The following is a 15,144-nucleotide window of genomic DNA, read 5'->3' as shown; positions in this document are numbered from 1 at the left end:
TAACGATACAAGACTTTAAAAGCTTTGTTTTTAAATTAAACCATTTGGCTCATTTCATTCGTTATGGTACATTAAAAAATAACAGTATTTTCTTATTAACAGTAAGGTTTAAAAGGAGCTGAATATGCTAATGCTACCTATCGTTAAGCAAAAATGTGTAGAAATTAGACAAGAAATACATTGGACAGAGAAAAGAATAATAGAATCTTCATTTCATATCATTCTAGACAAAAAACAATTGCTTATAAAGGACGAAAAAATTCCTATCTCAAAAATATTAGACATCTCCTATCGTATTGACCAAAAACAATCCTCTATTGGCTATCTCTATCTTCATACTATACACGGAGTGAGAACCTTCCATATTCGTGAGGATCCTACCTATTTTATTGAAATCTTTAAGAAAATTCGTTCAGAGACTGAACAGTATGGCTGACTCAGTCTCAACCTTGACTTGAGCGGGATCCCAATCTCCGATTATTTTGATAACAGGAAAAGGACTAGTTATATCTTGACCTTTAACGACATATACTTCCCCCTCGGGATGACTATATTGAGCACAAATTTGGTTGTCATCCTTTTCTACTTCTAATATACCTTCTTGTAAATCCTCATTTGCAACAAAAATAAAATAATGATTGAAGGAGTTAGCTACTTCAGATTGTACACCGGAACTTTTTGATCTTTTACCCTCGTAATTAGATTGGAAAAGCAAATCCTCTACCATACTATTCGCAGTAGCTTCTTTTCCTGCTCCAGGTCCTTGTAAACATAATTGACCAATTGTAGGACCTTCAATCAGAATGGCATTCGTTACACCATTAACATAAGTAAAAGGATGATCATTTGAAATAAATGCGGGCGCAACTTCCGCTTTCGCTTCTCCATCACCTAAGTAAGCTGCTTCTGCTACTAGCTTTAAGGTAAGACCTAGCTTTTGCCCAAGTTCAATGTGCCATTGCTGAACATCGTTTAAGCCTTTGCGTTCCACTTTATTTGGATTTAACCAACTACCGAAACAGAGCTTTGCAAGAATACGAATTTTATACCAAGCATCATACCCCTCTATATCATCCTTTGGGTCACTTTCTGCATAACCTAGCAGCTGGGCTTGCGATAAGGCTTCTTCTACCGTTACTCCTTTTTCTTTTACTTCTGTCAAAATATAATTGGTTGTTCCATTCAATATACCAGTGATTTTAGAGATGGGCGTAGTAGACAAGCTTCCTTCTAACAAATTTATAATGGGAATTCCTCCAGCAACTGCTGCCTCATAGCTATAAAAAATGTTCCTGCTTTCTGCAATTTCTTCTAACTCGCTTCCTTTTTCAGCTACTAGTTTTTTATTTGCACTAACAACCGGAATCCCTTTTTCCAAAAAGAATCTCGTATACTCATAGGCGGGCTCTAAGCCACCTATAGCTTCAAAAACGACATCATAATCACACTTTTGCGAAAATACCTGCCAATCATTTGTTACAAACAAAGTTTGTTTCTCTGCTTGATGCTTCTGATGGTTTTTTATTAACACTGCCTCTATATTTATTTGTTGTGATAATGTGTTTGTTAACTGCTGATTAGTCATTTGTATGCGCTCTACTACTCCTCTTCCAACTGTTCCAAAGCCTAATAAGCCAATTTTCATACGTTCCTTCCTCTCTTTCCCCTTTAAATTTCTAAAGAAAAAAACCTTTCCTAATAAGGAAAGGTTTCTAAGCCTTCACTTATCTGTCAAAATGTTTGAACATTTTGCTGAAAGTAGCACCTTTGTTTGTTTGGCTAACAAACCGGTTGCTGGGCTTCTAAGGGTCAGTTCCCTCCACCACTCTTGATAAGTCTTACTTTATCTTTTTTAATTAGTATGATTATAATTTGATTGTCTTTGTCTTGTCAATGCTTTCTTAATTAAGCTTCCTTTTGTTTCTTGGCAATAACAGAAAGGTTTAAATCAAGAAGCTGCTCTAAACTAACCGTACTCGGTGCATTTGTCAGTAAATCGCTCGCACTTGCTGTTTTAGGAAATGCAATAGTATCTCGCAAATTCGTTCTTCCAGATAGCAGCATGACTAAACGATCGAGCCCTAATGCAATTCCTCCGTGTGGAGGCGTACCATACTCAAACGCTTCTAATAAGAAGCCAAATTCTTCTGTTGCAGCTTCCTTAGTAAAACCAAGTGCGGCGAACATTTTTTCTTGAATATCGCGTTTATAAATACGTTGTGAACCTCCACCTAGCTCATATCCATTTAAAACAAGATCATATGCTTCTGCTCGAACTTGGGCTGGTTCAGTTTCTAATTGAGCTAGATCCTCTTTTTTAGGACTTGTAAATGGATGATGTAAGGCAACATAGCGCTTCGCTTCTTCATCAAATTCAACGAGAGGGAAATCGACCACCCATAAAAAGTTGAATTTAGTTTCATCGATTAATTCGAATTGTTTTCCGAATTTTAAACGTAAAGCTCCTAGACTATCCCAAACTACTTCTTTTTTATCTGCACCAAAAAATAATAAATCTCCTGATTTTGCTTCCATTTTTTCTCTTAATGACAAAGATTGCTCTTCTGTAAAGAACTTAGCAATAGGTCCTTTCAATCCTTCATCTTCTACCTTTAACCATGCCAACCCTTTTGCTCCATATTGCTTGACAAAATCGGTTAAACTATCAATTTCTTTTCGTGATAATTGTTCAGCTCCTCCGACAAGATTTAATCCCTTAACCGTTCCACCTGTAGTTAAAGCGGTTTTAAAGACTTTAAAATCGGTATCCTTAACCACTTCCTCTAAATCAATAAGCTCCATACCAAACCTAGTATCAGGCTTATCAGAACCATATCGGTTCATCGCTTCATCGTAGGTGATTCGAGGAAACGGTGTGCTTGTCTCAAGTCCTTTAATTTCCTTCATAATTTGAACCATCATTTTCTCAGTCATGGCTAGTAAATCTTCTTTGTCCATAAAAGATGTCTCAATATCAATTTGCGTAAACTCTGGCTGTCTATCAGCACGTAAATCTTCATCACGGAAACAACGAACAATTTGATAGTAACGCTCAAATCCAGATACCATTAGTAACTGTTTGAAAATTTGTGGAGATTGAGGCAAGGCATAAAATTCACCTGGATGAACACGACTAGGTACAAGATAATCTCTTGCTCCCTCAGGTGTACTCTTTGTTAGCATAGGCGTTTCAATTTCCATAAAAGCTTGTTCATCCAAGAAATGACGAATAAGCTTTGTCGTTTGATGACGGACTTTAAAGGTTTCTTGCATATCCGGTCTACGCAAATCTAAGTAACGATATTTCAAACGGATATCTTCTGACGCGTCTGTATTTGCTTCAATTTGAAAAGGTAACGATTTAGAAGCATTTAAAATCGTTAAATGCTCGACATGAATTTCAACTTTTCCAGTCGCAATTTTAGTATTAATCGTATTCTCATTTCTAGCTACTACCGTTCCTTTTACTTCAATTACATATTCGTTTCTAACCTTTTCGGCTATTTCTAATGCTTCCTGATTCTTTTCAGGACTAAATACAATCTGAACTAAACCCGTTCTGTCACGAAGATCCAAGAAAATAACTTGACCTAAATCTCTTCTCCTTTGCACCCATCCACTTAAAAAAACCGTTTCTCCGACCATTCCTTCATGAATCAAACCAGCATCTGTTCTTACACTCATTTCTCTCTTCCTCCTTGGATCTCTCTGCTCAAATAGGTACAAAACTCTTCTAACGATACTTCCTCTTGTGAACCTGTTTCCATGTTCTTTATGTTAATAAATCCTTGCTCAAGCTCATTATCTCCTAATATAGCCGTAAATTTAGTGTTCAAACGATCGGCTGCTTTAAATTGAGCCTTCATTTTTCGATCTAAATAATCTTTATCAGCTCTCAAACCATTTTGTCGCAGTGTATAAAGAAGCTCTACTGATTTATCCTTTGCTTTTTCACCTAGTGTCACGATAAAGCAATCAAGTGGTTGATTTAAATCGGGAACTTCATTCTGTGCTTTTAATGCCATAATAAGTCGTTCTATACTAAAGGCAAAACCAATACCAGCTGTTGAAGGACCACCTAAACTCTCAACTAAACCATTGTATCGTCCTCCACCACATAATGTAGTAATGGCCCCAAAGCCCTCACCTTCAGACATTAGCTCAAAAGCAGTATGATTATAATAATCAAGCCCTCTTACTAAGGTTGGATCAACCACATAATCTAATCCTATTTGGTCTAAATAATAGGTTACTTTTTCAAAATAAGCCCTTGATTCATCTGTTAAATATTGAAGAATCGATGGTGCTGATTGCATTAACGGATGATCAGCATCCTTTTTACAATCTAGTATTCGTAATGGATTTTTTTCTAGTCGTTCTTGGCAATCCGAACAGAAGTCTTGTATATCTGCTTTGAAATGATTGATTAATGCTTCTCTATGTGCATTTCTACTTTCATTATCACCTAAGCTATTAATAACTAATTTTAGATTCTTGACACCTAGTTGTTTGTAAATACTCATTACAAGGCTAAGTACCTCAGCATCAATAGCAGGATCAGCACTTCCTAAGGCTTCCACTCCAAATTGAACAAATTGACGCATACGCCCTGCTTGGGGGCGCTCATAACGAAACATAGGACCGGTATAGAACAATTTTACAGGCTGACTAGGCAAACCAAACATTTTATTTCCTACAAATGATCGAACAACTCCTGCTGTGCCTTCTGGTCTAAGCGTTAAGCTTCTTTGACCTCTGTCATTAAATGTATACATTTCCTTTTGAACAATGTCCGTTGTGTCTCCAACTCCACGTAAAAATAATTCAGTTGATTCAAAAATTGGCGTTCTAATTTCCTGATAATTAAATCGTTCACAAACCTCTTTTGCTGTTTTTTCTATGTGTTGCCATATCTCTACTTCACCTGGTAAAATATCTTGTGTCCCTCTTGGGATTTGAATGTTCATAACCGTGCCTCCTACAATTCCATCTCTACTATAAAAAATAAAAAAATCTCGTCTCTGATGAAAAATCATCAGGGACGAGATTTACCCGTGGTGCCACCCTAATTGAAGCATCCTTTTCGATACTTCCACTTTAAACATATAACGCCTGTCAGCGTCTTTTCCTACTTACGAAAGTTTTCAGAAAAGCTCCTCAAAGGTGTTCATTCATTAGGTAAATATGGAAGGCTTCCAGCCAAGACCTTTCCTCTCTACAATATTTAAACTCCTAATTACTATTCCTTATCACCGGACTCATTTTATTCTTATATTGATTTCTATCATACGAATGAATACCATTAATGTCAATAGGTTAATTTCTTGAAAGCTTTTGTTTTAAAACTTTGATATCACGCAATGAAACTCCGAATTCATGAGCCAATTCAAAATTAGTTTGTTGTGACTCTTTCTCAATAAAGCTATGATAATCGACATGAAAAATGGGTTGCAAGTTATGAAGGTGTGTTTGTTGCTTTAAACTATTTCGCATATCCATTCATCACTCCCTCTTTTTCATAGCTTTTCCGAAAAAATTATATTTCAACCCCTTAATTGTTAATAAGTATCGTTTTTTTATCAGTATTCGAATCCGATTTGTTAACTGAGACCGCAGACAAAACCTCTTTGAAAAATTGATTCAAAAAAAGAGTGGTTTTTTACCGTTGTTTCGGTCAATTTACTTTTGAGGATATTCGAGAAATTCTCTTTTAACCGTTTTTCTAGATTTGCTCTTTTCGGTAACAATAGAAGGCTTTCTTTTGATCTTTTTCCTTTTTCTGCAGTCTTTTCAGTCTAATAGAGCTTTCCCTTTTGACCCTTTTCTTGCTCCTAATACTATTTCTGTCCTATAGGAGCTTCCCTTTCGACCGTTTTCTGCCCGGCAACTTTTTCCTTCCGATAGGTTTTTTCTGCTTTCTAAAACTGTTTTACACAATAAAAAGAAGTTCTGCTAGAAGCAGCTTATCCCATCTCCCTGCATAGGGAAGCTTTCTCATGACAATTCGCTATATATAAATAAGCCTGTCGACTGTCTCGTTTTTACAAGACGTTGTCGACAGGCTGAACCAGATATTCAAACTTTTATTTACTTTCTAATATTAGAGTGACTGGCCCGTCATTAAGTAGAGAAACGTCCATCATTTCTCCAAACTGACCAGTTTGCACGGTTAGACCTTTTTCTTTTAATTTTTCATTAAAGTGACCGTACAATTTCTTTGCTATATCAGGCTTTGCAGCATTCATAAAGTTTGGTCTTCTCCCCTTACGACAATCACCATAGAGAGTAAACTGTGAGACAGAAAGAACTTGTCCTTGAATATCCAGCAAAGAAAGATTTAATTTACCACTTTCATCATTGAAAATTCGTAGATTGGCTACTTTATCAACTAAGTAGGATATATCTTCTTCCGTATCATCATGGGTAATTCCAACCAATAGCAAGACTCCCGCTTGGATTTCACCAACAATGGTCTCGTCAACCTTTACATGTGCATTCTTAACCCTTTGTAATACAATTTTCACTGAGTGACACCTCAACTTGCTTAATGCATAATTCTTCTAACTGAATAGATATCTTTTAAATGTTTAATTTTGTCGACAACCTTCTGTAAATGATCAACATTTCGAATCGAAATCGTCATATGAATAGTTGCAACCTTATTACGGTTATCAGAGCGACCTGAAACAGCATTAATAGAGGTTCTAGATTCGGTAACAGCTTGAAGCACTTCATTCAACATGCCATTACGGTCAAATCCCGTAATTTCAATATCGACATTATAAGACTTGGATTGATTAAAATCCCCTTCCCATTCTACCGGTAACAAGCGATTCTGTAGCTCTTCGTTTTGCACATTCGTGCAATCAAAACGATGGATGGAGACACCACGACCTTTCGTAATGTATCCTACTATCTCATCTCCAGGGACTGGATTACAGCACCTAGATAGTCGAATCAATAAGTTATCCACACCTTTTACCTTTACTCCTGAACTCGTTTTCTTATTTGGTGTAAAGGAAGGTACCTCAGAGAGAGCTTCAGCTAAAGATTGTTCCTCTTGCTCCTGGTCTTGCTGTTTTCTAATTTTTTCTGTCATGCGGTTTACAATTTGCTTAACGCTAATCCCGCCATAGCCAACAGCTGCAAACATATCTTCTTCACCAGCGAATGAGAATTTATTTGCGACTTCCATAATAATTTCGTTTGTTAATACTTCCTTAGGCTCAAAGTCCATAGCCTTAATTTCCTTCTCGACAAGCTCACGACCTTTAATAATATTGTCTTCTCTTCGCTCTTTTTTAAACCATTGTTTAATTTTATTTTTGGCATGAGAGGACTGTGCAAGCTTAAGCCAATCTTGGCTTGGTCCATAGGAATGCTTAGAAGTCATTACTTCTACGATATCTCCTGTTTTCAGTTGATGATCTAAAGTAACCATTTTTCCATTTACCTTCGCACCTATACAGCGATTTCCGATTTCACTATGAATACGATAAGCAAAATCCAAGGGAACAGAACCTCTTGGTAGTTCAATAACATCTCCCTTTGGAGTGAATACGAATACCATGTCAGCAAAAAGGTCCATCTTTAGAGATTCCATAAATTCTTGAGCATCATTTGTATCGTTTTGTGATTCTATGACATCTCTAAACCAACTTAATTTATCTTCAAAAGAATCTTGTTTGCTTTCAACCGTTTTGCCTTCTTTATAAGCCCAATGAGCTGCTACCCCGAATTCAGCGACTCGGTGCATTTCCTCCGTTCTTATTTGAACTTCTAGAGGATCACCGTAAGGCCCGACAACGGTCGTATGCAATGACTGATACATATTCGTTTTTGGCATTGCAATATAATCTTTAAAACGACCAGGCATCGGCTTCCATAATGTGTGTATGACACCTAACACGGCATAGCAGTCTTTAATATTTTGTACGATGATTCGGACAGCTAATAAATCATAAATTTCATTAAACTGTTTATTTTGTAAAACCATTTTTTTATAAATACTATAAATATGCTTAGGACGACCTGACATTTCAGCTTCAATAAAAATTTCAGATAAATCGCCTTCAATCAGCTCCATTACCCCGGATAAGTAATCTTCTCGTTCAGCACGCTTACGTTTCATTAAGTTGACAATTCGATAATACTGCTGAGGATCTAAATAACGCAAAGCGGTATCCTCTAATTCCCATTTAATGGTCGAAATTCCGAGTCGATGTGCTAAAGGTGCATAAATTTCTAGAGTTTCATTAGATGTCACTCTTTGTTTCTCTGGAGGCATATACTTCAGTGTTCTCATATTATGAAGGCGATCGGCAAGTTTAATCAAAATAACGCGGATGTCCTTTGCCATTGCAACAAGCATTTTGCGATGATTTTCCGCTTGCTGTTCTTCTTTTGATTTATATTTGAATTTTTTTAGCTTCGTGACACCATCTACTAACATAGCCACTTGCTCATTAAATTCATTTTTTATATCTTCTACTTTTACGTCCGTATCTTCAACTACATCATGCAAAAAAGCAGCGGCAACCGTATTAGGGTCTAGCTCAAGCCCGATAATTATTCCTGCTACTTGGATGGGATGCAAAATATAAGGCTCACCTGATTTTCTATATTGGCCCGTATGTGCCTTTTCAGCATATAAATAAGCTTTCTCTAAAAAAGCGATATCACTTTCACTTAAATACTTACTCGCTTTTTCTATCACTTGATCAATTGTCATGGAATCACCTATTTTGATTCAATATTTCTTCTATTATCGTTAATCTTAACAGGTATGTAAAGAGAAAGAAAAGAATTTTGTCGTTTCTGCTATTTTTGTTGCGATGTAAGCGTTTAAATGTTGTGTGAGAAGGAATTTTTAAGGTACATATCCTTTTTCTGTATAAATTAAAATTTTGAAAGGAAATGTGGATTACATCTATCTTTGATATAAAAAAGAGTCCGATACAATACCCCACGGATGAATAATTCCACCAGTTTTGGTACCCGCCTGTTCGCTCCCCCAAGACACTTTCGCATCCGGTGGGGTAGCGCCGAACTAGCTTTTTTAAAAGTGGATTTCGGCATGGCCACTTCCTCCCACTGGAGTCTCCGTGTCTTGTGTCCGCTAGCTTACGCCTTTCTTCTCACCTTTCAAAAAACCCTCCTTTCACATAAGGAGGGTTCATGGTTTCGTTCTTGATGTTTGCACTCGTACAGGTCTAGCAAAACTTACCTTTTACTTATTGATAATGAGTTAAAGAAAAAATATCATAGCCCTTCAAACGGTCTCTACCGTTTAAATAATCCAATTCTACTAAAAAGGCAATTCCAGCTACTTCTCCACCTAATTCTTCAACCATTTTAATCGTTGCTTCGATCGTTCCACCTGTCGCTAATAAATCATCTGCAATTAAAACACGCTGTCCTTTTTTGATTGAATCTCGATGAATAGTTAATGAATCTTTTCCATACTCTAGTCCATAATCGACTGAAATAACCTCACGTGGTAATTTCCCTTTTTTTCTTACTGGGACAAAACCTTTTTTTAATGAATAGGCGATAGGGCAACCAACAACAAACCCTCTAGCTTCAGGCCCAATGATTACATCTGCTTCCTTTTCTTTTGCAAACTGAGTGAGCTCTTCAATTGCCGCATAATAGGCTTCTCCATTTTGCATCAATGTTGTAATATCGATAAAACTAATTCCTTCTTTTGGGAAATTTTCTACAATCGTTAAATGTTCTTTAAAATCCATTTTACATTCTCTCCTTGACATGTACTTCTTGTTTTATTTGCTTAAACAAATCACTAAACCAATTCTTTAAATGCTCATTAGAAGAATATACAAAATCATTTTCTAATTGTCTTTGTTGTTCTTTTTTCTGAAAAGAGGGTGAGTCATTTAAACTTTTTTTGGCTGGACTTTCTACTAAGGTTAAAACGCCTTGGTCATTTTTAATGAATTCTAACTCTTCAAAAACAGTAATTAGAAATTGAATCGTGTCCTTTGACCATCCTCTAAATTTCATCAGCTGTAGTCCTTGCTCATTTAGGTTAAATGTTGTTTTCGATTTTAGAAATGCATAAAACCATTTGAATTGCTCGCGATTTGGACTTGCTGAAAAGAATGAATCTTCCTCTTGATAAAATAGACTATAAATTTCACTAGCCTGTCCCTTCAACTGGAAAAGCTTCTTTAAATCGTCATGATGATTCGGTAAATCTAACAGAACAACGGCAAACGAATCAAATCGATTTAAATCATCAAAATCTGCAGGAGTCCAAACCTTCAAATTAGACGTACTTAAACCTAATTTTACCTTTGTCTGCTCTTGAAAGGCAATGTAGTATTTTTTAGGATTTGGAATTTTTTCTAGCTTCTCCGCTAGCTTTGCCTTCTGAACACTTCTCCAATCAAAAAGCTGCCACGAATCTATCGCTAAGTCTTGTATTAGTAATTGTGGCTTACTATGTCCATTCCATTCATTAATAGATAATTTACCTACTGCCGATATCGAATCCTGAACATTCATTTGTTCATACAGATAGCCTAAATGAAAGCCAATTCCATCTAGCTTTTTTTGACCTTGACCGAATTGAATCTTTAGGTGATTTGAATCACTACCTATCTTTCTAATTTCGGTCATTTTAGTTTGCTCTAACATAATAATAGGGGTCGGATTTCCAACACCAAAAGGAGCCAACTGTGCCAATTGCTTGATAATGTCAATAGAAACTTCATCTACAGATGTTTTTAAATCAACCTTTTTTATCGGGATGAAGTCTTCTTCTTTAAGAGTTTCCTTTGCTTGCTCTTCTAGTCTTCTTTTTAATTCATCTACATGCTCTAACTCCATCGTTAAGCCAGCTGCCATAGGATGACCACCAAAATGAGGTAAGATTTCCCTACTTTTTGAAAGGTGAGCAAACATGTCAAATCCCTCTATACTTCTTGCAGAACCTTTAGCGATTCCCTTTTCGCGGTCAATATTCAAGACGATCGTAGGTCTATAATATTTTTCCACTAATCTAGAAGCAACTATTCCAATAACACCAGGATTCCAGCCCTCTTGAGCAATAATTAATACGGAGTTTTCGGAAGGAGGATAGAGCGTCTCCACCATTTCAACGGCTTCTTTCGTTATCTCTGAGACAACCTTTTGTCTTTCTTTATTATATTGATCTAATTGCTCTGCAAGCTCCTCAGCTTCATCCATATCATCTGAAATTAGAAGACGTACAGCTGGATCGGCCGAATCCAAGCGTCCAGCAGCATTCAATCTTGGACCTATCGCAAAGCCAACATGCTCCGAATCAATTGGGTCTTTTCCTATGCCTACTTTTTTCTTGATTGCTTGAATTCCTGGCTTTGCACTTGTTTGAAGAGCCTGTAAGCCTTCCATTGCTAGTAAGCGATTTTCATCTACTAAAGGAACTAAATCTGCAATCGTTCCTAATACAGCAATATCTAAGCATTCAACAGGAATTCTTCCTAATAAAGCATGCGCAACTTTAAAAGCTACACCTACACCTGCTAGTCCTTTAAAAGGATAAGGACAGTCTGGTTTTTTTGGATTAATAATTGCATAAGCATCTGGCAGTATTGGCGGTGCTTCATGATGATCCGTAATAATAAAATCAAGCTCTAATTCCTTCGCAACATCGGCCTCATGCACAGCAGCGATACCGGTATCAACGGTAACAACCAAGCTAAAACCTTCATCCTTGGCTTTCCTTAAGGCCGGCTCATTTGGACCGTATCCTTCTGTAAATCGATTTGGTATGTAATAATCGAAATCTGCTCCAAGCATGCGAAAAGTGTACACCATTACTGCTGTACTACTCACACCATCAGCATCATAATCTCCAAAAATTAATATTCTTTCATTACTATCAATCGCCTGTTTAATTCGTGAAACAGCTTCTGACATTCCACTTAACAAATATGGATCATGATAGTTCATTTTTTGTTTATTTAAAAACTGATCCGCTTGCTCAGCAGTCGTAAACCCTCGATTAATTAATAGCTTTGCTACTAAAGGTGATAGGTTTTTCGACTTTTGTAATTCCTGAACTAGCTCCTCTGGCTGTTCCTCTACTTTCCATCTTGCCTTTGGATTCAACATAAAAACACCCCTCGACCTACCTATTATACAGGAGAGGTCGAGAGGTGACAATCTTTGATTAAGGAACCCTTTTTATGACAGTGGCTCTTTCTCTTCTAAAGGCTCCACTGTTTCATTTTCAATACTAAAATCTTGATTCTGATGCTGTTTCTTTAATCGTTTGATTTCTGATTGCAATTGATAGATTTTGAATAGACCTAATGAACCTACTACTAATGCCCCCATTAGTACTGAGCCCAATATGACTAAAATTAGTGGCCAATAAGCCTCACCAATTAAATAATTAACTCTTACAGATTCCACATTAATAACAGCAAAAACAGCTATGATAAGAGCAAAAACTAATCCAATCAACATATACCATTGTCCTCGCATAAGAAGCACCTCCTACTATGTTCTATTCTATTATTCCCTTTTATCACCTGTTCATAAACCTCTGCTCCATTTTTAAACTCTCTCTATTTCTGATATTTATACTTCTTCTGTTTTATATGCTTAGTAATGGTATGGTTTGAACAGCTAAAAAGAGGCTCTCACAATACGTATCAAGTAAAAATTATTCCACAGATTTAGATGCTTCAGCAATTCGCTCCTCCAAGACCTCGGTTGTACAGTGGTGGTGGAGACAAACAAACTTTTTCGTTATTCAATACACACCCTTTCAAGTATCGCTTTTTGTCCTAGCATCATTATATGAACAACTAAAAAGCCTCGAGTTATAAGACTCGAGGCTACTCTTTAATTTTTATAATCCGATTAAGGTGTTGGTTCTAATTCTTTTCTTTTTGATTTCTTGTTTTCATTTTTTATCGCTTTCGCTTTCCAAACAACCCAAAGCTGTGCACATAAGAACATCGAAGAATACGTTCCCGCAATTAATCCAATGACGAGAGCGAAGGCAAAAGAACGAACTGCTTCTCCTCCAAATATCATAATAGCTACTGCAGCAAACGCAATCGTTAATGCGGTATTAATAGAGCGTGCCAACGTTTGGACAATACTTTTATTAACAATATTCGCTAAATCCTGAAAACCTTTTATTTTCTTAGAAAACTTTACATTTTCTCTGATTCGATCAAACGTAACGATCGTATCATTTATCGAATATCCTACAACGGTTAAGATAGCTGCGATGAATGGAATATTAATTTCAATTTGAAATAAGCTAAACATCATTAAAACAAACAACGCATCATGTAATAGACCAACAATGGCAGCTATCCCAAATAACAACTCAAATCGAAAAGCAACATAAATGGTTATTCCCACCGCTGCAATGAGTACGGAAATAAAAGCATTTTTGGCTAACTCTTCTCCAACTAAAGGCGATACCGTACTTACACTAGGCTCTATTCCATATTCATTTGCAAAATGATTTTGAACCATTTGGATTGTTTCATTATCTAATACCGTCGTAAACCTTGCATTTGCGATTTCATTAGATTCACCTGCAAGTGTAATATCATCTGGTACTAAATTGCCTTCCATCCGTTCAAACTGCTCTTGAATTTCTTCAGCAGTTATCGTATTAGGAGCTAATATTTCAACTCTGGAACCACTCTTAAAATCAATTCCTAGGTTGAAGCCAATTGTAAAAAGAAGAATCATTCCTAATAATGAAAATAACCCAGAAAAGAGGAAAAATTTATTCCGATGCTTCACAAAATCTAATTGGAGATTATGTGTTTTAAAGTTCATCGATTTCATCCTCCTTTACTCCGAATAACCAATATTTCTTATTCAAAATTCGGCTATTTATCCACAAACCTAACAACAATCTTGCTCCATATACAGCCGTCACAAAGCTCACCAGTATACCGACTATTAACATCACGGCAAAGCCCTGTACTGAGCTTGTTCCATAAACAAACATCACACCTGCGGCTAATAAAGAAGTGATATTTGCATCCATAATCGTCGTCAAGGCACGCTTGCTTCCCGCTTTGAATGCAGACATGACAGACTTTCCTACTCGTAGCTCTTCTTTTATTCTTTCATATGTAAGAATATTAGCATCAACCGCCATTCCTACCCCTAGAATTAAAGCAGCAATACCCGGTAAAGTAAGAACAGCATTCATTAAATTAAATACTAATAAAACAAGGTATATATAAGCACTTAAAGTAACGACCGCCATAACTCCCATAAAACGATAATAGATAATCATATAGAGGAAAATTAATGCTACGCCTATAAAACCAGCATAAATCGTTTTCTCCATAGCTTGCTCCCCTAAAGAAGCTCCAACAGAGTTCGAGTAAATCTCTTCTAATTGAACAGGCAATGAACCTGCATTCAAGATTTCCGAAATAAAATTCGTCTCTTCTACTGTAAAATTAGGGCCAGTAATTTGAACATCTCTTGAATCAATCACTCTATCAACAGAAGCTGCTGAAAGGAATTTCGGCTCCTCTTTCATCACTTCTTCTTGGTAGGAGTCGACACCTTCTTCAAAATCCAACCAAATCACAAGTAAATTTTCACCTGGAGGTCTTAATCGAATATCATTTGTTACTTCAGCAAATCGTGCTGCATCCTTTAAAGTTAGTGTAACCATCGGATTTCCTGTATTGGGGTCAAATCCGGTACTGGCTCCATTTTGTTGTAAGTCGGTACCATCTAAAAGAATCTCATCATTAACATCACGAAACGTTAATTGTGCTTCTGTAGATAGCATTTCTCTTGCCGTATGCTGATCTTCTACTCCTGCGAGTTGAACACGAATCCGGTCTTCGCCCTCTATTTGAATATTAGGCTCTGATACACCTAACACATTAACACGCTGATTTAGTGCCGATACTGTCGCTGTTAACGCATTTTGGTCAATAACATCCCCATCTACTGCAGGTGTTACTTCATATAAAATTTCAAAGCCCCCTTGTAGGTCTAATCCTAAACTAATATCTTTCGCTACTCCCATAACCGTCTGGCTAATGACCGCAGCAAGTAAGATAATAATTAAGAAAAAAGTTGCAATTGGACCCTTTTTAAATGGACCTTTTTTTGCCATCTCTCTCTAGTACC

At 36.6% G+C, this 15,144-nt stretch carries 12 protein-coding genes, 1 riboswitch and 1 other annotated feature; of the genes, 1 reads left to right on the top strand and 11 read right to left on the bottom strand.

What is annotated here, in order from left to right:
* Positions 1-124: 124 nt before the first annotated feature.
* Complete coding sequence (locus tag AZF04_RS07755; protein WP_235599947.1) at positions 125-436, top strand: hypothetical protein; 312 nt, start codon at positions 125-127, stop codon at positions 434-436.
* Here the strand turns inward: AZF04_RS07755 and AZF04_RS07750 are convergent.
* The 11 genes from AZF04_RS07750 to secD form a co-directional block, all read right to left on the bottom strand.
* On the bottom strand, positions 413-1,645 hold the full coding sequence (locus AZF04_RS07750) for a homoserine dehydrogenase (protein WP_061948244.1): 1,233 nt from the start codon (positions 1,643-1,645) through the stop codon (positions 413-415). The genes AZF04_RS07755 and AZF04_RS07750 overlap by 24 nt on opposite strands.
* Positions 1,646-1,721: 76 nt before the next feature.
* Positions 1,722-1,838, bottom strand: a riboswitch (SAM riboswitch).
* A 67-nt stretch (positions 1,839-1,905) separates the two neighbouring features.
* Entirely contained in the window at positions 1,906-3,684 is a 1,779-nt protein-coding gene (gene aspS, locus AZF04_RS07745; RefSeq protein ID WP_061948243.1) for an aspartate--tRNA ligase, read from the bottom strand.
* Positions 3,681-4,967: a histidine--tRNA ligase gene (gene hisS / locus AZF04_RS07740; RefSeq protein WP_045485736.1), complete on the bottom strand. Its 1,287-nt coding sequence runs from the start codon at positions 4,965-4,967 to the stop codon at positions 3,681-3,683. Before hisS ends, aspS begins: the two co-directional genes overlap by 4 nt.
* Positions 4,968-5,034: 67 nt before the next feature.
* Positions 5,035-5,262, bottom strand: a binding site (T-box leader).
* A gap of 54 nt (positions 5,263-5,316) precedes the next feature.
* A complete protein-coding gene (locus AZF04_RS07735) occupies positions 5,317-5,499 on the bottom strand; it encodes a hypothetical protein (RefSeq protein ID WP_061948242.1) in 183 nt (60 codons plus the stop codon).
* A 584-nt stretch (positions 5,500-6,083) separates the two neighbouring features.
* Positions 6,084-6,524 (bottom strand): D-aminoacyl-tRNA deacylase, encoded by a 441-nt coding sequence (dtd, locus tag AZF04_RS07730; RefSeq protein WP_061948241.1) that lies wholly within the window; start codon positions 6,522-6,524, stop codon positions 6,084-6,086.
* A gap of 20 nt (positions 6,525-6,544) precedes the next feature.
* Positions 6,545-8,731 carry a RelA/SpoT family protein gene (locus tag AZF04_RS07725; RefSeq protein WP_061948240.1) on the bottom strand — a complete coding sequence of 729 codons (2,187 nt, stop codon included), beginning with the start codon at positions 8,729-8,731 and terminating at the stop codon, positions 6,545-6,547.
* Positions 8,732-9,233: 502 nt separating this feature from the next.
* The gene (locus tag AZF04_RS07720; protein ID WP_045485754.1) at positions 9,234-9,749 is read right to left on the bottom strand and encodes an adenine phosphoribosyltransferase; all 516 of its coding nucleotides are present in this window, start codon (positions 9,747-9,749) and stop codon (positions 9,234-9,236) included.
* 1 nt (position 9,750) lies between these two features.
* A complete protein-coding gene (gene recJ, locus AZF04_RS07715; RefSeq protein WP_061948239.1) occupies positions 9,751-12,120 on the bottom strand; it encodes a single-stranded-DNA-specific exonuclease RecJ in 2,370 nt (789 codons plus the stop codon).
* A 72-nt stretch (positions 12,121-12,192) separates the two neighbouring features.
* Positions 12,193-12,495, bottom strand: a complete 303-nt coding sequence (locus AZF04_RS07710) for a LapA family protein (RefSeq protein WP_061948238.1) — start codon at positions 12,493-12,495, stop codon at positions 12,193-12,195.
* A 381-nt stretch (positions 12,496-12,876) separates the two neighbouring features.
* Positions 12,877-13,818 (bottom strand): protein translocase subunit SecF, encoded by a 942-nt coding sequence (gene secF / locus AZF04_RS20625; protein WP_082795338.1) that lies wholly within the window; start codon positions 13,816-13,818, stop codon positions 12,877-12,879.
* Positions 13,808-15,130, bottom strand: coding sequence for a protein translocase subunit SecD (gene secD / locus AZF04_RS20620; protein WP_081766691.1), 1,323 nt, complete (start codon positions 15,128-15,130; stop codon positions 13,808-13,810). The genes secF and secD overlap by 11 nt, the downstream gene beginning before the upstream one ends.
* Positions 15,131-15,144 lie beyond the last annotated feature (14 nt).

The sequence above is a fragment of the Alkalihalobacillus trypoxylicola genome, assembly GCF_001590785.1.
In the GTDB taxonomy this organism is placed as follows: Bacteria; Bacillota; Bacilli; order Bacillales; family Bacillaceae_D; genus Alkalihalobacillus; species Alkalihalobacillus trypoxylicola.
Note: the sequence above shows the minus strand (reverse complement) of the source record. Positions and strands in the feature narration are given on the sequence as shown.

Coding starts and splice junctions, on each gene's coding strand:
- AZF04_RS07725 (WP_061948240.1), bottom strand. CDS start 8,731: ATGACAATTGATCAAGTGATAGAAAAAGCGAGTAAGTATTTAAGTGAA.
- AZF04_RS07750 (WP_061948244.1), bottom strand. CDS start 1,645: ATGAAAATTGGCTTATTAGGCTTTGGAACAGTTGGAAGAGGAGTAGTA.
- AZF04_RS07755 (WP_235599947.1), top strand. CDS start 125: ATGCTAATGCTACCTATCGTTAAGCAAAAATGTGTAGAAATTAGACAA.
- secD (WP_081766691.1), bottom strand. CDS start 15,130: ATGGCAAAAAAAGGTCCATTTAAAAAGGGTCCAATTGCAACTTTTTTC.
- recJ (WP_061948239.1), bottom strand. CDS start 12,120: ATGTTGAATCCAAAGGCAAGATGGAAAGTAGAGGAACAGCCAGAGGAG.
- secF (WP_082795338.1), bottom strand. CDS start 13,818: ATGAACTTTAAAACACATAATCTCCAATTAGATTTTGTGAAGCATCGG.
- AZF04_RS07710 (WP_061948238.1), bottom strand. CDS start 12,495: ATGCGAGGACAATGGTATATGTTGATTGGATTAGTTTTTGCTCTTATC.
- aspS (WP_061948243.1), bottom strand. CDS start 3,684: ATGAGTGTAAGAACAGATGCTGGTTTGATTCATGAAGGAATGGTCGGA.
- AZF04_RS07735 (WP_061948242.1), bottom strand. CDS start 5,499: ATGGATATGCGAAATAGTTTAAAGCAACAAACACACCTTCATAACTTG.
- AZF04_RS07720 (WP_045485754.1), bottom strand. CDS start 9,749: ATGGATTTTAAAGAACATTTAACGATTGTAGAAAATTTCCCAAAAGAA.
- hisS (WP_045485736.1), bottom strand. CDS start 4,967: ATGAACATTCAAATCCCAAGAGGGACACAAGATATTTTACCAGGTGAA.